The organism is Streptomyces sp. NBC_00454, from assembly GCF_041434015.1.
Classification (GTDB): Bacteria; Actinomycetota; Actinomycetes; order Streptomycetales; family Streptomycetaceae; genus Streptomyces.
In genome coordinates this window covers 1,785,209-1,804,593 of sequence record NZ_CP107907.1, presented here as the reverse complement: position 1 = coordinate 1,804,593, position 19,385 = coordinate 1,785,209, and the positions used below count along the sequence as shown (strand labels likewise).

The 19,385-nt window shown below is 70.4% G+C and carries 22 protein-coding genes; 17 read left to right on the top strand and 5 right to left on the bottom strand.

Going from position 1 to position 19,385, the window contains the following annotated elements:
• Positions 1–121 precede the first annotated feature (121 nt).
• The 3 genes from OHU74_RS08400 (at position 122) to OHU74_RS08390 (ending at position 2,785) form a co-directional block, all read left to right on the top strand.
• The gene (locus OHU74_RS08400; RefSeq protein ID WP_371619616.1) at positions 122–1,069 is read left to right on the top strand and encodes a heme o synthase; all 948 of its coding nucleotides are present in this window, start codon (positions 122–124) and stop codon (positions 1,067–1,069) included.
• Positions 1,070–1,123: 54 nt separating this feature from the next.
• Positions 1,124–1,474, top strand: a complete 351-nt coding sequence (locus OHU74_RS08395) for a hypothetical protein (RefSeq protein WP_371615298.1) — start codon at positions 1,124–1,126, stop codon at positions 1,472–1,474.
• A 210-nt stretch (positions 1,475–1,684) separates the two neighbouring features.
• Positions 1,685–2,785, top strand: a complete 1,101-nt coding sequence (locus OHU74_RS08390; RefSeq protein ID WP_371615297.1) for an amidohydrolase family protein — start codon at positions 1,685–1,687, stop codon at positions 2,783–2,785.
• A gap of 43 nt (positions 2,786–2,828) precedes the next feature.
• Here the strand turns inward: OHU74_RS08390 and OHU74_RS08385 are convergent, their stop codons facing one another.
• The 4 genes from OHU74_RS08385 to OHU74_RS08370 all read right to left on the bottom strand — a co-directional run bounded on the left by OHU74_RS08385 (position 2,829) and on the right by OHU74_RS08370 (position 6,729).
• On the bottom strand, positions 2,829–3,818 hold the full coding sequence (locus OHU74_RS08385) for a heme A synthase (protein WP_371615296.1): 990 nt from the start codon (positions 3,816–3,818) through the stop codon (positions 2,829–2,831).
• Positions 3,819–3,822: 4 nt separating this feature from the next.
• The gene (locus OHU74_RS08380) at positions 3,823–4,959 is read right to left on the bottom strand and encodes a hypothetical protein (protein ID WP_371615295.1); all 1,137 of its coding nucleotides are present in this window, start codon (positions 4,957–4,959) and stop codon (positions 3,823–3,825) included.
• Between the two features lie 79 nt (positions 4,960–5,038).
• Positions 5,039–5,806, bottom strand: coding sequence for an ABC transporter permease (locus tag OHU74_RS08375; protein ID WP_371615294.1), 768 nt, complete (start codon positions 5,804–5,806; stop codon positions 5,039–5,041).
• On the bottom strand, positions 5,803–6,729 hold the full coding sequence (locus tag OHU74_RS08370; protein ID WP_371615293.1) for an ABC transporter ATP-binding protein: 927 nt from the start codon (positions 6,727–6,729) through the stop codon (positions 5,803–5,805). The genes OHU74_RS08375 and OHU74_RS08370 overlap by 4 nt, the downstream gene beginning before the upstream one ends.
• A gap of 134 nt (positions 6,730–6,863) precedes the next feature.
• On the opposite strand from OHU74_RS08370, the gene OHU74_RS08365 reads away from it, so the two are divergent.
• The 12 genes from OHU74_RS08365 to OHU74_RS08310 all read left to right on the top strand — a co-directional run bounded on the left by OHU74_RS08365 (position 6,864) and on the right by OHU74_RS08310 (position 17,348).
• Entirely contained in the window at positions 6,864–7,475 is a 612-nt protein-coding gene (locus OHU74_RS08365; protein ID WP_371615292.1) for a formate/nitrite transporter family protein, read from the top strand.
• Positions 7,382–7,654, top strand: coding sequence for a formate/nitrite transporter family protein (locus tag OHU74_RS08360; protein WP_371615291.1), 273 nt, complete (start codon positions 7,382–7,384; stop codon positions 7,652–7,654). Before OHU74_RS08365 ends, OHU74_RS08360 begins: the two co-directional genes overlap by 94 nt.
• Before the next feature lie 119 nt (positions 7,655–7,773).
• Positions 7,774–8,535: a helix-turn-helix transcriptional regulator gene (locus OHU74_RS08355; RefSeq protein ID WP_371615290.1), complete on the top strand. Its 762-nt coding sequence runs from the start codon at positions 7,774–7,776 to the stop codon at positions 8,533–8,535.
• Positions 8,532–9,947, top strand: coding sequence for a Fe-S cluster assembly protein SufB (gene sufB, locus OHU74_RS08350; RefSeq protein ID WP_330295777.1), 1,416 nt, complete (start codon positions 8,532–8,534; stop codon positions 9,945–9,947). Before OHU74_RS08355 ends, sufB begins: the two co-directional genes overlap by 4 nt.
• A gap of 59 nt (positions 9,948–10,006) precedes the next feature.
• On the top strand, positions 10,007–11,185 hold the full coding sequence (gene sufD / locus OHU74_RS08345) for a Fe-S cluster assembly protein SufD (RefSeq protein WP_371615289.1): 1,179 nt from the start codon (positions 10,007–10,009) through the stop codon (positions 11,183–11,185).
• The gene (locus OHU74_RS08340; protein WP_330295775.1) at positions 11,185–11,502 is read left to right on the top strand and encodes a bifunctional 3-phenylpropionate/cinnamic acid dioxygenase ferredoxin subunit; all 318 of its coding nucleotides are present in this window, start codon (positions 11,185–11,187) and stop codon (positions 11,500–11,502) included. Before sufD ends, OHU74_RS08340 begins: the two co-directional genes overlap by 1 nt.
• 7 nt (positions 11,503–11,509) lie before the next feature.
• Positions 11,510–12,277 (top strand): Fe-S cluster assembly ATPase SufC, encoded by a 768-nt coding sequence (gene sufC, locus OHU74_RS08335; protein WP_330295774.1) that lies wholly within the window; start codon positions 11,510–11,512, stop codon positions 12,275–12,277.
• Positions 12,274–13,530, top strand: a complete 1,257-nt coding sequence (locus OHU74_RS08330) for a cysteine desulfurase (protein ID WP_327252118.1) — start codon at positions 12,274–12,276, stop codon at positions 13,528–13,530. The genes sufC and OHU74_RS08330 overlap by 4 nt, the downstream gene beginning before the upstream one ends.
• Before the next feature lie 43 nt (positions 13,531–13,573).
• Positions 13,574–14,035: a Fe-S cluster assembly sulfur transfer protein SufU gene (sufU, locus tag OHU74_RS08325; protein WP_330295772.1), complete on the top strand. Its 462-nt coding sequence runs from the start codon at positions 13,574–13,576 to the stop codon at positions 14,033–14,035.
• Positions 14,032–14,376, top strand: coding sequence for a metal-sulfur cluster assembly factor (locus tag OHU74_RS08320; RefSeq protein WP_030009139.1), 345 nt, complete (start codon positions 14,032–14,034; stop codon positions 14,374–14,376). The genes sufU and OHU74_RS08320 overlap by 4 nt, the downstream gene beginning before the upstream one ends.
• A gap of 174 nt (positions 14,377–14,550) precedes the next feature.
• Positions 14,551–15,978, top strand: coding sequence for a DUF3616 domain-containing protein (locus tag OHU74_RS08315; protein WP_371615288.1), 1,428 nt, complete (start codon positions 14,551–14,553; stop codon positions 15,976–15,978).
• A 38-nt stretch (positions 15,979–16,016) separates the two neighbouring features.
• Positions 16,017–17,348, top strand: coding sequence for a DUF3616 domain-containing protein (locus OHU74_RS08310; RefSeq protein WP_371619615.1), 1,332 nt, complete (start codon positions 16,017–16,019; stop codon positions 17,346–17,348).
• A 157-nt stretch (positions 17,349–17,505) separates the two neighbouring features.
• Here OHU74_RS08310 and OHU74_RS08305 read toward each other — a convergent pair whose 3' ends face one another.
• A complete protein-coding gene (locus OHU74_RS08305) occupies positions 17,506–18,381 on the bottom strand; it encodes a hypothetical protein (protein ID WP_371615287.1) in 876 nt (291 codons plus the stop codon).
• A 111-nt stretch (positions 18,382–18,492) separates the two neighbouring features.
• Here OHU74_RS08305 and OHU74_RS08300 point away from each other — a divergent pair, with 111 nt between their 5' ends.
• Together OHU74_RS08300 and OHU74_RS08295 are read left to right on the top strand one after the other, a co-directional pair.
• On the top strand, positions 18,493–18,816 hold the full coding sequence (locus OHU74_RS08300; RefSeq protein ID WP_371615286.1) for a multidrug efflux SMR transporter: 324 nt from the start codon (positions 18,493–18,495) through the stop codon (positions 18,814–18,816).
• Positions 18,816–19,337: a TetR/AcrR family transcriptional regulator gene (locus OHU74_RS08295; protein ID WP_371615285.1), complete on the top strand. Its 522-nt coding sequence runs from the start codon at positions 18,816–18,818 to the stop codon at positions 19,335–19,337. Before OHU74_RS08300 ends, OHU74_RS08295 begins: the two co-directional genes overlap by 1 nt.
• The last annotated feature ends 48 nt before the right edge of the window (positions 19,338–19,385 follow it).

Genomic DNA, 19,385 nt, shown 5'->3' with positions numbered 1-19,385 from the left:
GTGACCCCCGCGCAGGGCGAGGTGAGAGCAACGTCTAGAGTGGCTTGGTACGCGCAAGCCTTTACCGGACCTTCATGTTTGAGGGGGCCGAGTCGGATGCTTGCTGGATTCTCTGTCAGGGGTGTGCGTGACGGCCGTCGAATCCCGTCCAGCGGGGGTGCTCGGGACGAGCCCCGGTCACCGGCCGTTCGGGGCCCGGGTCATGGCTTTCGTGGCGCTGACCAAGCCGCGGATCATCGAGCTTCTGCTCATCACGACCGTGCCGGTGATGTTCCTTGCCGAGCAGGGCGTTCCTCAGTTGTGGCTGGTTCTCGCGACCTGCTTCGGCGGCTACCTGTCCGCGGGCGGCGCCAACGCGCTCAACATGTACATCGACCGCGACATCGACGCGTTGATGGACCGGACCTCCGGCCGCCCGCTGGTGACCGGCATGGTCAGCCCCCGCGAATGCCTGGCCTTCGGCATCGGCCTCGGCGTGGTCTCCACGCTCTTCTTCGGCCTGCTGATCAACTGGCTGTCGGCCGCGCTCTCGCTCGGCGCGCTCCTCTTCTATGTCGTCGTCTACACGATGCTGCTGAAGCGGCGCACCTCCCAGAACATCGTCTGGGGCGGGATCGCCGGTTGCATGCCGGTTCTCATCGGATGGTCGGCGGTCAAGAACGAGGTCTCCTGGGCCGCGGTCATCCTCTTCCTCGTCATCTTCTTCTGGACGCCGCCGCACTACTGGCCGCTGTCGATGAAGGTGAAGGACGACTACGCGCGGGTCGGCGTGCCGATGCTGCCGGTCGTGGCGGGCAACAAGGCCGTGGCGAAGCAGATCGTCCTCTACAGCTGGGTGATGGTGGCGGTCTCGCTGCTGCTGACCCCGCTCGGCTACACCGGCTGGTTCTACACCTCGGTGGCGCTGGTGGCCGGTGGCTGGTGGCTGTGGGAGGCGCACGCGCTCAACGCGCGGGCCAAGGCCGGGCTGGCGGGGGCGAAGCTCAAGGAGATGCGGCTCTTCCACTGGTCGATCACCTACGTGTCGCTGCTCTTCGTCGCCGTCGCCGTGGATCCCTTCCTCCGCTGATGCTTCTCCTGTTTGTGCTTCCTCTGTTTACTACCCACCGGTAGCATGCCTTCCATGGCAGACACCGAGGAGACCGCCGCCGCGGCGGACAAGAAGCAGGACCGCAGGGCCGCGAAGCTGGCCAAGCAGATCGGCGCGTTCGCCAAGCAGCACGGCGGCGCCGAAGGCCAGCTCGCGCACATCGGCCAGGCGGGCACCCGGATCGTCCTCGTCGGCACGGACGGCGGCTGGGGCGACCTGGTGGCCCCGGAGTACGGCACCGCGAAGCTCGCGGCCGAGAAGGCCGGGCTGACCCTCCACGAGGAGTTCGACGGCGAGTTCGCCGCGCGCGTGAAGACCGGTCCGTACGAGTGGTCCCGCATGGCGGGCATGCAGCTGGGCGGAACGCCGAACCCGGTGTCCTAGGCCGACCTGCCCGGGACCGGACCCGGGTCAAAACCTGACGGTTTGTAGGGAATGGCCTATTCCGCCAGGAATTTTGGCTTGAAGATCGCGGTCGCGGCCGACTCCGGCCGCGTCACCCTCTCGGTCAACAGCGCGAGCAACACCTCACACCCCGCTCACCCGTTAGGACGTGTGGAAGCCCCTTCCTCACGTCCGCAACGGGATGCCCGGATGATCGAAACGCCGCCCCTGGTGGACCAGTACTGCCAGGGAGTGCTCCGCACGGAGCTCGGCCTCGCCACCTTCGAGGCCCAGCTGATCCCCTCGGCCGGCCCGCCCGCCGCCGGCACCACCTTCTTCGACACCCAGACCGGCTTCGCCCTGCGCCGCTGGTGCCCGCCGCTGCTCGGGCTGGAACCGCACTGCACCCCGGCCCGCTACCTCGCCCGGCGGCGCGAACTGGGCGCCGCCGAGTCGGCCCGCAGACTGCTGCGCGGCTCCGGGGTCGGCGCCCGGCTGGTCGACACCGGGGTGCCCGGGGACCTCACCGGGCCCAAGGAGCTGGCCCTGGCCGGGGAGGCCGAGACCTTCGAACTGGTCCGGCTGGAACTGCTGGCAGAGCAGGCAGCCGACACCTCCGGGACCGCCGGAGCCTTCCTGGTCAACCTCGCCGAGGCCGTCCACCACGCCGCCGCCGTGGCCGTGGCCTTCACCTGCGGACCCGGAGCCGGATACCCGGCCGCCCTCGCGGGCTCGCCCGAGCCGCCCGGCCCGGGCGAGGTGCGCGGGGCGGCCGGGCGGTGGCTGGCCGGACGGGCCAGGGGCGGCGCGGTACGGGACCCCGTACTCCTGCGGCACCTGCTGTGGAGCGCGGTGGCCTCCGGGCTGCCGCTCCAGCTGCACGTGGGCGGGGGAGCGGGGGAGCCGGGGCCGCTGACGGAGTTCGTACGGGCGACCGCGGGGCTGGGGACGCGGCTGGTCCTGCTCGGGGGATACCCGTACCACCGGCAGGCCGCGCGGCTGGCGGCGGCCTTCCCGCACGTCCACGCCGAACTGGGAACGGCCCTGGGGCAATCGGGGGCACGGGCGGCCGGGGTGCTGGCCGAGTCCCTGGAGACCGCCCCCTTCGGCAAGCTGATGTTCGCCGGAGGCGGGGGGCAGCTGGCCGAACTGCACGCGGTGGGCGCGCTGGTCTTCCGGGAGGCGCTGAGCCGGGTCCTGGGCGGCTGGGTCGCCGAGGGCTCCTGGTCCTGGCGGGACGCGGAGCGGGTGGCGGCGATGGTCGCGGCGGGCAATGCCCGCCGCGTCTACCGGCTGGACGAACGGAACTGACGGACCGGACCGCGGCCAGGGGGCCCGGCCGCGGTGGAGCGGATCAGACCGTGGCGAGCCGGGCGTCGCCCTGGGCCGGGATCCCGGCCTGCTCGGACGGGCGCTCGCGCAGGCTCAGCGCGACCCGGAGCACCGAGATCCACACCAGGCAGGAGCCGAACATGTGGGCGGCGACCAGGGCCTCGGGGACCTTGGTGAAGTACTGGACGTAGCCGATGCCGCCCTGGGTGAGCAGCACGATCAGCAGGTCCCGGGCGCGCGCCCGGGTGTCGGTGGGGGCGTCGACCACGCGCAGCACCAGCCACATCGCGACGGCGAGCGCGCACACCAGCCAGGCGGAGACGGCGTGGACGTGGGCGGTGGCCGACCAGTCGAACGGCATCCGCTTGATCTCGCTGCTGTCGCCCGCGTGCGGACCGGACCCGGTGACCACGGTGCCCGCCGCGATCAGGACGACGGTGGCCGCGACCAGGGCCCACGACAGCTTGCGCACGGGGGAGGGAACGCGCGGCCGGGCGGGGCCGTCGCCCTCGCGGGTGCGCTGCCAGGTGATCGTCGTCACGGTGATCAGCGAGGTGGCGAGCATGAAGTGCCCGGCCACGCTGTAGGGGTTGAGGCCCGTCAGGACGGTGATGCCGCCGAGCACCGCGTTGCCCATCACGATGGCGAACTGGAGCCAGCCCAGCCGGGTCAGCGAGCGGCGCCACGGCTTGGCGCAGCGGGCCGCGGTGATCGCCCAGCCAACGGCCGCGCAGAGCACGTAGGTCAGCATGCGGTTGCCGAATTCGATGGCTCCGTGGAAGCCCTGTTCCTGGGTGACGATCAGGCTGTCGCTCGTGCACTTGGGCCAGGTGTCGCAGCCGAGACCGGATCCGGTCAGCCGTACCGCGCCGCCGGTGACGACGATGACGATGCTCATGAGCACCGCCGCGAAGGCGGCCCGCTGGACGGTCCGGGGTGACGGGGTCCAGCGGCGGGCGAGGTATGCGAGTGGGGTCAACACGGCCCTTATCGTACGCGGACCCTTGTGCAAAGTTTCACGAGGGGGTGGCGGCTGGTGCGTCGGGGCCGAACACCCGCCGGAACCGGGCGCCGGCGGGGTCGCCTTCCGCATGCCACCACACGCGGATCCGCCAATGCGCCCCGTCGCCCGGGTAGTCGGACGAGGCCGCGAAGCGACGTATCAATTCGTCCGCTACGTCCTCGGCTGTCCTGTTTCTTACTTCTGCCCCGCTGCGCCAGGGATGTGACGTGACGTTCCACAGTCCGTCCGAACCGCGGACCTCGATGCGCCACACCGCGACCCAGGGGGTCACCTCCAGCATCGTGCGGACCTGATCGGCCTCCAGACCCAGCCGGACGGCGATCTCCGGCTCCTCGATCCCCTGGATCCGGGCGGCCACCACGGCCCGGGGCAGCAGCCGTTCGGGCAGCAGGCCCCGCGTGCGCAGATTCACCAGGGAGGCGAACGTCAGGAACCGCAGCCGCAGTTCGAGCTGGCGGCCGATGTGGTCCAGGGCCTCCTCGGCCTCCTGGGACTCCTCCGGTCCGGGATCGGCGAGCAGCAGCCGCCGGAAGGAGCCCTCGGCGTCCACCGCCCAGGCCACCGAGTCCTCGGCCATGCCCAGCTCCGAGAGCCGGTCGCCGAGGAAGACCTTCGCCTGGGCCAGGCCCCGCTGATTGACCGGATCCTCCTGATCCAGCCCCGCCCACACCTCCACGGCACCGCGCGTCAGGTCCCGGGCCCGCTCGCCGGCGGCCCGCTCCATGGCGCTCGGCCCGCTCTCGGCCCCCGGCCCGAGGGGATGCAGGGGCAGCCGCTCCCCGTCGCTGAGCGGCCAGGACAGCCAGACCCCCTGGTTGATCAGGCCCCGGGCGTACCAGCGGGCGTACTCCGGGGCGTGCCCGGCGGCCTGCTGGGAGAACCGCAGGCCCTCCTCGATGGCGGCCAGCGCTCCGCCCCTGTCCCCGCCGGAGAAACGGCGGGCCGCCAGATCGCTCAGGCGCAGACCCAGCCGTGCCGCACACTCGGCGTCCCCGCGGGCCGGCTCGCGCAGCGCGCCGATCAGCTCGGCCAGCAGGACATCGGCCTCCGCGGGCTCCGCCTGCGCGGCGCCCGACCTGATCCGTGCCCACTGTTCGTCCAGCCGCAGAACGGCCTCCCGCTGCGCCATGCCCGCCCCCCGGCGTCTGTGGTGCGTGTCGTGTGGAGGCGCTCATCCTCCTGCCCCGACAACGCTCAGGGGAAGGGATTCACTCCCAGCGGAACAGGCGGGCGGCGGCGCCCAGGCCGAGTACGGCCCAGCCGGCCAGGATCGCCGCGTCGCCCCAGGGCAGCGCGGCCCCGTGCTGGAGCACCTCGCGCAGCCCGTCGGAGAGCGCGGAGATCGGCAGCAGCCCGAGGGCCGACTGGACGGCGCCGGGGAACTTCTCCAGCGGCACGATCACCCCGCCGCCGACCAGTAGCAGCAGGAAGACCAGGTTGGCCGCGGCCAGGGTGGCCTCCGCCCTGAGCGTGCCCGCCATGAGCAGGCCGAGCCCGGAGAAGGCGGCGGTGCCCAGCAGGATCAGCAGGGCGACGGAGAGCGGGTTCCCGTGCGGGGACCAGCCCAGCGCGAAGGCGATCACGGTCAGCAGCGCGATCTGGAGCACCTCGGTGACCAGCACGGACAGTGTCTTGGCGGCCATCAGCGCCCAGCGCGGCAGCGGGGAGGCCCCCAGCCGCTTGAGGACCCCGTAGCGGCGGTCGAAGCCGGTGGCGATGGCCTGGCCGGTGAAGGCGGTGGACATCACGGCCAGCGCCAGGATGCCGGGGGCCAGGAAGTCCACGGACTTCCCCGCGCCGACATCGATGATGTCCACGGACGAGAAGAGCACCAGCAGCAGCGACGGGATGATCACCGTCAGCAGCAGCTGCTCGCCGTTGCGCAGCAGCATCCGCGTCTCCAGCGCGGTCTGCGCGAGGATCATGCGGGACACGGGCGCGGCCCCCGGGTTCGGGGTGAACGTACCGGCGCTCATGCGCGCAGCTCCTTGCCTGTGAGCTCGAGGAAGACATCTTCGAGGGTGTGGCGCTCCACCGAGAGGCTGTCCGGCATCACCCCGTGCTGCGCGCACCAGGAGGCGACGGTGGCGAGCAGCTGGGGGTGGACCTCGCCGGTGACCCGGTAGACGCCGGGGGTGAGCTCGGCGGCCTGGGTGCCGTCGGGCAGCGCCTTCAGCAGCGAGGCCAGGTCGAGGGCGGGGCGGCCGGTGAAGCGCAGGGTGTTCTCGGCGCCGCCGCGGCACAGCTGCTCGGGGCTGCCGTGGGCGATGACCTTGCCGGCGTCGACGATGGCGACCTCGTCCGCGAGCTGCTCGGCCTCGTCCATGTGGTGGGTGGTGAGCACCACGGACACGCCGTCGGCGCGCAGCTCCCGTACGAGGTCCCAGGTCGCGCGGCGGGCCTGCGGGTCGAGGCCCGCGGTCGGCTCGTCCAGGAAGACCAGCTCGGGGCGGCCGACGACGGCCATGGCCAGGGCCAGGCGCTGCTGCTGGCCGCCGGAGAGCCGGCGGTAGGCGGTGCGGCCGCAGCCGCCGAGGCCGAGGCGTTCCACGAGGGCGTCCACGTCGAGGGGGTCGGCGTAGAGCTTGGCCATGTGGGTGAGCATCTCGACGGCGCGGGCGCCGGAGTAGACGCCGCCGGACTGGAGCATCACGCCGATGCGGGGGCGCAGGGCCTCGGCCTGGGTGACGGGGTCGAAGCCGAGGACGCGGACGGATCCGGCGTCGGGGCGGCGGTAGCCCTCGCAGGTTTCCACAGTGGTCGTTTTGCCCGCGCCGTTGGGACCAAGGACTGCGGTGACCGAGGCCCTGCGGACGGTGAGGTCCAAGCCGTCCACCGCTGTTTTGGGGCCGTACCTCTTCACCAGTCCGCGGATTTCCACGGCGGGGTCGTTGCTCATGGGGCTTGAGTCTACGGAGCCGGGGGAGGCGGCCGGGGCGGGGTCGTAAGTCCTGCCCCCGAAGGGTCGTGGACCTGTGCATTCATGACTTTTTCGGCTGCTCGGGGGAGGGGTGGGGGCCCTAACGTCGAATGGTGAACAGCATCGCTCAGAACGTCGAAGCCACCTCGGGGCAGGCCGAGCACAAGGCGCATGACCTTGGGTCTCCGCCGCGCTACTTCGTGTCGGCGATGCTCGCGGGCGCCTACATCGGCATCGGGGAGGTCCTGCTCCTCGTCGCGATCTCGCCGTTCGTGGCCAAGGGCTCGGCGGCCGTGAAGCTGCTGGAGGGCGCGGTCTTCCCGATAGCCCTGACCATCGTGATGTTCGCCGGCGCCCAGCTCTTCACCAGCAATGTGATGGTCATGCTGGTCGGCGCCCTGTCGGGGCGGACCGGGCCCAAGGACCTGGTCATGTCCTGGGTGCTCTCGCTGGCCGGCAACCTGGCCGGGGCCTTCGCCTTCGGCGCCATGGTGCACGCCTCCGGGGTGACCTCCTCGCCCTCCGCGCGGGCCATGCTGACGGAGATGGTGCACGGGAAGATGGCGCTCAGCGGGGGGCAGCTCTTCTGGCGCGCGGTGCTCTGCAACATGCTCGTCCCCTGGCCATCTGGATGTTCACCCGGGCCCGCGGCGATGCCGCCAAGATTTTCGTCCTGTGGCTGCCGGTGGCGGTATTCGTGGCCGTCGGATTCGAACACTGTGTAGCGAACATGGCTCTTTTCAGCCTCGCGATCCTGGATGGCTCAGCCGGATTCGGTGATCTTTTCCGGAATCTGATGTTCACCGTGCCGGGGAACGTCGTGGGCGGGGGATTGCTGGTGGGAGCCGTGTACTGGTTCACCGGCGGGGCCCTGCGCGAGGGCGGAGCGTCCACTTCCGTTTAACGCTCCGTGGATAAATAAGGTAACCCTTAGTGATGGAGGCCACCAGGAGTGGCCTCCATCACCGCTTGTCGCGCGCCGGTTAATTACGCAACAATGGCGTTGTGAAATACGGCGAACGGATGAGCGAGGCCCCTCAGGGCGAACTCGCGACCGGGGAGCGGTCAACCCGCAACCGGGTCGCGCGGTCGATCCTGGACCACGGTCCCTCCACCGTCGCCGACCTCGCCCAGCGCCTCGGCCTCACCCAGGCCGCCGTCCGCCGCCACCTCGACACGCTCGTCGCCGACGACGTGGTCGAACCCCGTGAGCAGCGTGTGTACGGCGCGCGCACCCGGGGCCGGCCCGCCAAGGTCTTCGCACTGACCGCCTGCGGACGCGACGCCTTCGACCAGTCCTACGACTCGCTCGCCGCGGACGCCATGCGCTGGATCGCGCAGGCCGCCGGCGGCGGCGAGCAGGGGGCGGCGGCGGTCGCCGCCTTCGCCAAGGCGAGGCTGGCCGCACAGGCGGAGACCTATCGCGAGTCGGTGGAAGCCGCCGACCCCGCGGACCGGACCGAGGCCCTTGCCAGGGCGTTGACCGGAGACGGGTACGCTGCTACGGCGAAGAGCGCTCCCGGTCCGCACAGCGGTGAACAGCTCTGCCAGCACCACTGCCCGGTGGCACACGTCGCCGAGCAGTTCCCGCAGCTCTGCGAGGCGGAGACGGAGATCTTCTCCCGCTTGCTCGGGACGCATGTGCAGCGTCTCGCCACGATCGCCCACGGCGACGGGGTGTGCACGACGTTCATTCCGCGCAGCGGAAGCGGCGCCGGTGCCGCAGGCGCCACACAGACCAACACCTCAGTATCTGCAAGTACGGCCGGGAGGAACCCCGCATGACCACGGAGACTGCTCACCCTGAGCTCGATGGCCTGGGCACCTACGAATACGGATGGGTCGACTCCGACGCGGCCGGTTCGGTCGCCAAGCGGGGCCTGTCCGAAGAGGTCGTCCGCGACATCTCGGCGAAGAAGTCCGAGCCGGAGTGGATGCTGAACCTCCGCCTCAAGGGCCTCAAGCTGTTCGGCAAGAAGCCCATGCCCAACTGGGGTTCCGACCTCTCGGGCATCGACTTCGACAACATCAAGTACTTCGTGCGCTCCACCGAGAAGCAGGCCGCTTCCTGGGAGGACCTGCCGGAGGACATCAAGAACACGTACGACAGGCTCGGCATCCCCGAGGCGGAGAAGCAGCGCCTCGTCGCCGGTGTCGCGGCCCAGTACGAGTCCGAGGTCGTCTACCACCAGATCCGTGAGGACCTGGAGGAGCAGGGCGTCATCTTCCTCGACACGGACACCGCGCTCAAGGAGCACCCGGAGCTCTTCCAGGAGTACTTCGGCACGGTCATCCCGGTCGGCGACAACAAGTTCGCCTCGCTGAACACCGCCGTGTGGTCGGGCGGCTCGTTCATCTACGTCCCCAAGGGCGTCAAGGTCGACATCCCGCTCCAGGCCTACTTCCGTATCAACACGGAGAACATGGGTCAGTTCGAGCGGACGCTGATCATCGTGGACGAGGACGCCTACGTCCACTACGTCGAGGGCTGCACCGCCCCGATCTACTCCTCGGACTCGCTGCACAGCGCCGTGGTCGAGATCATCGTGAAGAAGGGCGGCCGCTGCCGCTACACGACGATCCAGAACTGGTCGAACAACGTCTACAACCTGGTCACCAAGCGCGCCGTGGCGTACGAGGGCGCGACCATGGAGTGGATCGACGGCAACATCGGTTCCAAGGTCACCATGAAGTACCCGGCCGTGTACCTGATGGGCGAGCACGCCAAGGGCGAGACCCTGTCGATCGCCTTCGCGGGCGAGGGCCAGCACCAGGACGCCGGTTCCAAGATGGTCCACATGGCGCCGAACACCTCCTCCAACATCGTCTCCAAGTCGGTGGCGCGAGGCGGCGGCCGTACCTCCTACCGAGGCCTGGTCGAGATCGGCGAGGGCGCCCACGGCTCCAAGTCGAACGTGCTCTGTGACGCGCTCCTGGTCGACACGATCTCCCGCTCGGACACGTACCCCTACGTGGACGTCCGCGAGGACGACGTGTCCATGGGCCACGAGGCCACCGTCTCCAAGGTCTCCGACGACCAGCTCTTCTACCTGATGAGCCGCGGTCTGACGGAGTTCGAGGCCATGGCGATGATCGTGCGCGGCTTCGTCGAGCCGATCGCCCGGGAGCTGCCGATGGAGTACGCGCTGGAGCTGAACCGGCTGATCGAGCTGCAGATGGAGGGCTCGGTCGGTTAATCCCGGCCCGCCCGAAGTCCCACAGCAGATTCTTTAAGGAAGAGAGCAACACGACAGCCATGGCTGAGGCTCAGAACATTCCGGCGGGTTCCACCACCGCCGGCGCGATCGCGGTGGCCGCCGAGTCCACCGTCGCCACCCGGATGAGTGCACCCCCGTCCTTCGACGTGGCGGACTTCCCCGTGCCCCACGGCCGCGAGGAGGAGTGGCGCTTCACGCCGCTCGCCCGCCTCAAGGGCCTGCACGACGGCACCGCGGTCGCCAACGGCACCATGAAGGCCCAGATCGACGCGCCCGAGGGCGTCACGGTCGAGTCGGTGGAGCGCGGCGACGCGCGCATCGGCAAGGCCGGCACCCCGGTGGACCGGATCGCCGCCCAGGCGTTCTCGTCCTTCGCCAAGGCCACGGTCGTCACCGTGCCCAAGGAAGCCGTCCTGACCGAGCCCGTGCGCGTCTCGCTGCACGGCGAGGGCGGCACGACCTTCGGCCACACCGTCTTCGACGTCCAGGCCTTCGCCGAGGCCGTCATCGTCATCGACCACACCGGTGACGGCGTGCGCGCCGCCAACGTCGACTTCCTCGTCGGCGACGGAGCCAAGCTCACCGTCGTGTCCGTGCAGGACTGGGACGACACCGCCGTCCACTGCTCCCAGCACAACGCGCTGGTCGGCCGGGACGCGACCTTCAAGTCGATCATCGTCACCTTCGGCGGCGACGTCGTCCGCCTGCACCCGCGCGTGAACTACGCGGGCCCCGGCGGCGAGGCCGAGCTCCTCGGCCTGTACTTCACGGACGCCGGTCAGCACCAGGAGCACCGCCTCCTGGTCGACCACAAGGCCCCGCACTGCAAGTCGCACGTGGTCTACAAGGGTGCGCTGCAGGGCGAAGGCGCCCACGCGGTCTGGATCGGTGACGTCCTCATCGAGAAGACCGCCGAGGGCACCGACACCTACGAGATGAACCGCAACCTCGTCCTCACGGACGGCGCGCGGGTCGACTCGGTGCCGAACCTGGAGATCGAGACCGGCGAGATCGTCGGCGCCGGCCACGCCTCCGCGACCGGCCGCTTCGACGACGAGCAGCTCTTCTACCTCCAGTCGAGGGGCATCCCGGCCGACGAGGCCCGCCGCCTGGTCGTGCGCGGCTTCTTCGCCGAGCTCGTCCAGCAGATCGGTGTCGACGACATCGAGGAGCGCCTGCTCGCCAAGATCGAGACCGAGCTCCAGGGTTCCGTCTGATGACGTACCTCAAGGCTTGTGCGCTGAGCGAGCTCGAAGAGAACACCCCCAAGCGGGTGGAGCTCGACGGCACCGCGGTGTCCATCGTCTCCACCGAGGGGGAGGTGTTCGCGATCAACGACATCTGCTCGCACGCGAACGTCTCGCTCTCGGAGGGCGAGGTCGAGGACTGCCAGATCGAGTGCTGGCTGCACGGGTCGGCCTTCGACCTGCGCACCGGCAAGCCCTCGGGTCTGCCCGCGACGCGCCCCGTACCCGTATACCCCGTAAAGATCGAAGGGGGCGACGTGCTCGTCTCCCTCACCCAGGAGTCCTGAGGTATCCATGGCAACGCTTGAAATCCACGACCTGCACGTCTCCGTCGAGGCCGAGAACGGCGCCCGCGAGATCCTCAAGGGTGTCGACCTCACGGTCAAGGCCGGCGAGACGCACGCCATCATGGGTCCGAACGGCTCCGGCAAGTCCACCCTGGCCTACTCCCTCGCGGGCCACCCGAAGTACACGATCACCGGCGGCACGGTGACCCTCGACGGCGAAGACGTCCTGGAGATGTCCGTCGACGAGCGCGCCCGCGCCGGTGTGTTCCTCGCCATGCAGTACCCGGTCGAGGTCCCCGGTGTTTCGGTCTCCAACTTCCTGCGTACGTCGGCCACCGCCATCCGCGGCGAGGCGCCGAAGCTGCGTACCTGGGTGAAGGAGGTCAAGTCCGCGATGGAGCAGCTCCAGATGGACCCGGCCTTCGCCGAGCGCAACGTCAACGAGGGCTTCTCCGGCGGTGAGAAGAAGCGCCACGAGATCCTGCAGCTGGAGCTCCTGAAGCCGAAGATCGCGATCCTCGACGAGACCGACTCCGGCCTCGACGTCGATGCCCTGCGCCAGGTCTCCGAGGGCGTCAACCGCGTCCACGCGACCGGTGAGGTCGGCACCCTGCTGATCACGCACTACACGCGGATCCTGCGCTACATCAAGCCCGACTTCGTCCACGTCTTCTCCGAGGGCCGCATCGTCGAGTCCGGCGGCGCCGAGCTCGCCGACAAGCTGGAGGCCGAAGGCTACGAGTCGTACAGCACGAAGGGTGGCGCGACCGCGTGACACAGCTGCCTGGCCTCCTCGACATCGAGGCGATCCGCAAGGACTTCCCCCTTCTGGATCGTGTGGTCCACGACGGGAAGAAGATCGTTTACCTGGACAACGCTGCGACCTCGCAGAAGCCGCGCCAGGTGCTCGACGCGCTGAACGAGTACTACGAGCAGCACAACGCCAACGTCCACCGCGGCGTGCACGTGCTCGCCGAGGAGGCCACGGCGCTGTACGAGGGCGCTCGCGACAAGGTCGCCGCCTTCATCAACGCACCGAGCCGCAACGAGGTGATCTTCACCAAGAACGCCTCGGAGTCGCTCAACCTGGTCGCGAACATGCTCGGCTGGGCGGACGAGCCCTACCGGGTCGACCGCGAGACCGAGATCGCCATCACGGAGATGGAACACCACTCCAACATCGTCCCGTGGCAGCTGCTCTCGCAGCGCACCGGCGCGAAGCTGAAGTGGTTCGGCCTGACCGACGACGGCCGGCTCGACCTGTCCAACATCGAAGAGGTCATCACGGAGAAGACGAAGATCGTCTCCTTCACGCTGGTCTCCAACATCATGGGCACGGTCAACCCGACCGAGGCGATCGTCCGGCGCGCGCAGGAGGTCGGCGCGCTGGTGCTGATCGACGCCTCGCAGGCCGCTCCGCACATGCCGCTGGACGTCCAGGCGCTCGGCGCGGACTTCGTGGCCTTCACCGGTCACAAGATGTGCGGTCCGACCGGCATCGGCGTCCTGTGGGGCCGCCAGGAGCTGCTCGAGGACCTGCCGCCCTTCCTGGGCGGCGGCGAGATGATCGAAACCGTCTCGATGCACTCCTCGACGTACGCCCCGGCGCCCCACAAGTTCGAGGCGGGTACGCCCCCGATCGCCCAGGCCGTCGGCCTCGGCGCGGCCGTGGACTACCTGACCGCGATCGGCATGGACAAGATCGCAGCGCACGAGCACGCGATCACGGAGTACGCGATCAAGCGGCTCGCGGAAGTCCCCGACCTGCGCATCATCGGCCCGACCACGGCCGAGGACCGCGGCGCGGCGATCTCCTTCGTGCTCGGTGACATCCACCCGCACGACGTCGGCCAGGTACTGGACGAGCAGGGCATCGCGGTCCGCGTGGGTCACCACTGCGCCCGCCCGGTCTGCCTCCGGTACGGAATTCCGGCGACGACGCGAGCGTCTTTCTATCTGTACTCCTCTCCGGCCGAGGTCGACGCACTGATCGACGGGCTGGAGCACGTACGGAACTTCTTCGGCTGAGTCGGCCGGTGAAGAGGGTGGCGACGAAGGCGACGAGGGCGCAGTGAAGCTGGAATCCATGTACCAGGAACTGATCCTGGACCACTACAAGCACCCGCGCGGCCGTGGCCTGCGCGACGGCGACGCCGAGGTGCACCACGTCAATCCGACGTGCGGCGACGAGATCACGCTGCGCGTGAAGTACGACGGCGAGACGCTCACCGACATCTCGTACGAGGGCCAGGGCTGCTCCATCAGCCAGGCCGGCGCGTCGATACTGAACGAGCTGCTCGTCGGCAAGGAGCTGGCCGAGGCGCAGAAGATCCAGGCGACGTTCCTGGAGCTGATGCAGTCCAAGGGCAAGATCGAGCCCGACGAGGCCATGGAGGAGGTGCTGGAGGACGCGGTCGCGTTCGCCGGTGTCTCCAAGTATCCGGCGCGGGTGAAGTGTGCTCTGCTGAGCTGGATGGCGTGGAAGGACGCGACCGCCCAGGCACTGGGCGACGCCGAGAGGAAGACGGCATGACCGAGAACGCGACGCCCGAGGCGTCCATCAAGCCGGCCACCGAGGAAGAGGTCCGCGAGGCCCTCTACGACGTGGTCGACCCCGAACTGGGCATCGACGTCGTCAACCTGGGCCTGATCTACGGCATCCACATCGACGACGCGAACATCGCCACCCTCGACATGACCCTGACCTCGGCGGCGTGCCCGCTGACGGACGTCATCGAGGACCAGGCGAAGTCGGCGACGGACGGCATCGTCAGCGAGCTGCGGATCAACTGGGTCTGGATGCCGCCGTGGGGCCCGGACAAGATCACGGACGACGGTCGCGAGCAGCTGCGCGCGCTCGGTTTCAACGTCTGAGACGACCGGTCGGCGCAGGCTGACCGCTGAGTGAACAGATGACCCCCGGCACGGGTGTGCCGGGGGTCCGCTGTTTTCCCGGCGGACCGGTCGTGTGCACCGGGCGTTGGCCACGGTGGCCGAATCTTCTCGACGGCCGTCAGAAACACGACGGCGCACACGAGAGGACCATCCGTGACCGTTCGCGTTTCACCGGCGCACCGCAGGGGTGCCGTGGGAGCTGCCGGGGCCGCAGCCCTGCTCGTCGCCGGGCTGGCCGTGCCCGCGTACGCCGCGCAGGAAGCCGCCGCCGTACCGACCATCGTGCTCTCCGCAGGACACCTGACCGGTGCCGTCGACGCGATCGGCGACCCCGGGATCGCCGTGGACCTCGCACAGGACGGGATACCCGCAGCCTTCCTCAAGGTCGACGTGGTCTCCTCCAGCAACCCGGCGGTCGCCCGGCCGGACGACGTCACCTTCCGCCGCACCGGCCACGGCGGCGGTCGCGAGCTGACCGTCCACCCGCGCGGTCGCGGCTACACCGACCTGACGCTCCGGGTGACCGGCCGCGGCGGCAGGACGGCCACCGCCACGCTCTCCTACGCGGCTTCGGCGCGCGTGGGCACCGGGCTCCTCGGCACCCGCTACCTCACCGGCTCCTCCGACTCCTCGGCGGCCGTGGACGTCGGCGGCGGTTACGTGCTGGTCGCCGACGACGAGACCAACGTGCTGCGCCTGTACGACCGTTCCCGCTCGGGCGCCCCGGTCAAGACCTGGGACCTCGGCGCCGCGCTCGGCGCCAAGAAGGAAGTCGACATCGAGGCCGCGGCCCGGGTCGGCGACACCGTCTACTGGACGGGCTCGCTCGGCAACAACAAGGACGGCAAGTACAAGGCCGACCGCAACACCGTCTTCACCACGAAGCTCACCGGGACGGGCGCGGCCACCGAGGTCGCCTTCGGCTCCGCCTACAAGGGCCTGCGCGAGGACCTGATCGCCTGGGACACGGCGAACGGGAACCGCTACGGCTTCGCCGCCGGTACGGCGGCCGGCCGGATCCCCAAGAGCATCGACGGGTTCAACGTGGAGGGCCTGGAGTTCGCCCCGGGCTCCACCACCACCGCCTATCTGGGCTTCCGCGCCCCGCTGGCGCCCGCGGTGCCCGGCGGCAAGGCGCTGATCGTCCCCGTCACCAACTTCGACCAGGTCGTGGCCGGAGCGGCCAAGGCCACCTTCGGTGCGGGCATCGAGCTCGACCTCGGCGGTCTGTCGATCCGTGACATCCGCAAGAACGCGGCCGACCAGTACCTGATCCTGGCCGGCTCCTGGGCGGCGGACGACAACTCCGACCCCTACGCGCTCTACCAGTGGGACGGCGTCGCGGGCCACGCCCCCGTCAAGCGGGCCGACCTGCCGACCACCGACCCCGGCGGCTGGGAAGCCGTGGTCGCCGTACCCGACCTGCGGGTGCCCGGCGCCCGCGTCCAGCTGATCACCGACAGCGGCTCCGCCGATCTGTACGGAGACGGCACAGAGGCCAAGGACCTCACCTTCCCCGAGTGGAAGAAGTCCCGGTCCGCATGGTTCACGCTCGGCCCGATTCGTGGAGGACACCGATGAAGAAGAAGCAGCTCGCCGTCGCCGGTATCGCGGCGGTCATGCTCGCCGCCGGCACGCCGCTCATGTCGGCGCACGCCGCGAGCTACGGCACGCCGACCATCTCCCTGTCCGCCTCCTACCTCTCCGGCGCCATCGGCGCGGTCGGTGACCCGACGGTGAACGTGACCGTGGCACAGAGCGGCGCGGACGTCTCCGCGCTCACCGTCAGCGCCTCGGCCTCCAGCAAGACCTCGGTCGCCGGGACGGGCGACGTGACCGTCACCGGAGCCGGCGCCGTCCGGCAGCTGGCCGTCACCGCGCGCGGCCGCGGCTACACCAACCTCACCGTCAAGGTGACCGGGCTGGGCGGCCTGACCGCCACCAAGACGCTGTACTACGCGGCCTCGCCCGCCGTGCAGAACCCGGCCGATGCCCGCTACTTCACCGGCGCCTCCGACTCCTCGGCCGCCGTGGACGTCGGCGGCGGCTACACGGTGGTCGCCGACGACGAGAACAACGTGCTGCGCCTGTACGACCGTTCCCGCTCGGCCGCCCCGGTCAAGACCTGGGACTTCAGCTCGCAGCTCGGTGTCACCAAGGAGGTGGACATCGAGGGGGCGACCCTGATCGGCAACACCATCTACTGGACGGGCTCGCTCGGCAACAACAAGGACGGCGAGTACAAGGCGCCCCGCAACACCGTGTTCACCACCACCATGAGCGGCTCCGGCTCGACCACGCAGCTCGCGTACGGGCGCTCGTACAAGAAGCTCCGTGACGACCTGGTGGCCTGGGACACGGCGAACGGGAACCGCTACGGCTTCGCGGCCGGTACGGCGGCCGGTGAGGCGCCGAAGCAGATCGACGGGTTCAACGTGGAGGGCCTGGAGTTCGCGCCGGGCTCCACCACCACCGCCTACCTGGGCTTCCGCGCCCCGCTGGCCCCGGCCGTGCTGGGCGGCAAGGCGCTGATCGTGCCGGTGACCAACTTCGACAAGGTGCTCTCCAGCGGCGCCAAGGCCACCTTCGGTGCGGGCATCGAGCTCGACCTCGGCGGTCTGTCGATCCGTGACATCCGCAAGAACGCGGCCGACCAGTACCTGATCCTGGCCGGTTCCTGGGCGGCGGACGACAACTCCGACCCCTACGCGCTCTACCAGTGGGACGGCGTCGCCGGCCACGCCCCCGTCAAGCGGGCCGACCTGCCGACCACCGACCCGGGCGGCTGGGAAGCCATCGTGGACGTCCCGGACCTGACGGTCGCGGGCGCGCGGGTGCAGCTGATCACCGACAGCGGCTCCGCCGATCTGTACGGGGACGGGGTCGAGGCCAAGGACCTCACCCACCCGGAGTGGAAGAAGGCGCGTGCGGCCTGGTTCACGCTGAACTGAACCGGGCTCAACTCTCCGCGGGGGCCTAACTAGCTCGTGCATGGTTGGCGGTGCGACGCTGGATCGTGATCCCTGATCATGACGGAAGCCCCGGCAGCGCGCCGAGGCACGGCACCGGACAACGCGGACCTGACCGACAAGATCCGAAAGAGACGGCCTAGGCGGCCTCGGACTCCCTGGTGAGTTCGGCCGCCAGGCCCTCGCGGCGGATCCGCCGGTCCACGTAGACCAGGCCGGCGGCGAGCTGCGGGAAGCAGAGCAGGAGGGTCTGCGCGACCATCCCGCCGAGTGCGGCGAAGGTCGCGTGGGCCAGGCCGCCGTCGATCGCCGGGACCAGGCTGAGCGCGCCGGCGAAGGCGAACGGCAGCTGGACCGCGTACGCCGCCCCGGCCGCGATCACGGCGGCCAGGGCGGTGATGCCGAAGGTGCGCCACCAGGCCCCGCGCACCAGCCCCGCCGAACGGCGCAGGGCGGCGACCGGGCCGAGGCCCTCGTAGGCGGCGGCCGTGGGCGCGAGGACGAACAGGACCCCGAGTCCGAGCGCGACCGGGAGGGTGGCCGCCGCGAGCAGCGGCGGGAGCCCGGCGGCCAGCACGGCGGCGCCGGGGCCGGCGAGGGCGGCCAGGACCAGGAGCTGGGTGCCGAGGACCGCCGCCAGGCGGGGGCGGGCGGCGCGCAGCAGCGTACGGACGGCGGCGGGCCGGCCGAGGACCGCCTCGCGGAGCACGGCCGCGGTCAGGGTGGCGGCCAGGGCGCAGGTCAGCAGCGTGGCCAGGGCCGCGGCCGGGACCAGGACGGTGACGGGCCGCACCCCCAGCGCGAGGGCGCCGCCGACGGCCGCGGCGAGGAGCAGCAGGGCGCCGAGCTGGCCGGGGAGCATGGCGGCGACGAGCCGGGAGCCGTAGCGGCCCAGGGCGGCGAAGGCACCGCCGAGTATGTCCCCGGACTTCAGGGGCCGCAGGGATATCACCCCCGGTTTGGGCGGCTGCGGGGGCAGCCAGCCGCCGCCCCAGTGGGTCCACTGCTCTGCCATGCGGATCTCCCGTCCCCCGGTTGCGCGGACACCGTAGCGGCAGCGGTCGGGGAAGTCCCGTAGGCGCGCAGATGTGTACACCTGTACCCAACGATGCGTACAGTCGTACGCATGCCGTACATACTGCTTGCCGCCGCGATAGCCGCAGAGGTCGCCGGGACCACCGCCATGAAGTTCAGCGAGGGCTTCACGAAGCTGTGGCCCTCGCTGATCACCCTCGCCGGATACGTCATCGCCTTCTCCCTGCTCGCGCAGACGCTGAAGTCGATGTCCGTCGGCACGGCGTACGCGATCTGGGCGGGCGTCGGCACGGCGGCCATCGCCGCCATCGGCATGGTCTTCATGGGGGAGGCCGCGACGGCCGCGAAGATCGGCGGGATCGTGCTCGTGATCGCCGGGGTCGTCCTGCTGAACCTCGGCGGGGCGAGCCACTGATGGCCCGCCGGTACGACCCCGAGCGCAGGCAGCGCATCATCGACGCGGCGATCCGGGTGGTCGGCGCCAAGGGCATCGCGGGGCTGAGCCACCGGAGCGTGGCGGCGGAGGCGGACGTCCCGCTCGGGTCGACCACGTACCACTTCGCGACCCTGGACGACCTGCTGGTCGCGGCGCTGCGGCAGGCGAACGAGGCCTTCACGCCGGTACTGGACCCCGGGAGCGATCTCGCGGAAGCGCTGGCCCGGCTGCTGGGGGAGCTGCTGTCGCAGGACCGGGCGCGCGCCGAGCTGGAGTACGAGCTCTACCTGGCCGCCCTGCGCCGCCCGGCGCTGCGCCCGGTGGCGGCCGAATGGTGCGAGGCCGTGGCCGGCGCCCTTGCGGACCGGGTGGATCCGGCTACGGCGCGGGCGGTGGTGGCGGTGATGGACGGCATCAGCCTCCAGGTCCTCCTGACGGGTACGGAATACGACGAGTCCTGGGTGCGGGAGACGCTGTCCCGCGTCCTGCGGTCGGTCTAGCCGGCGGCGCGCCGTTTCCTGGGGCTCCGCCCCGGACCCCGCGCCTCA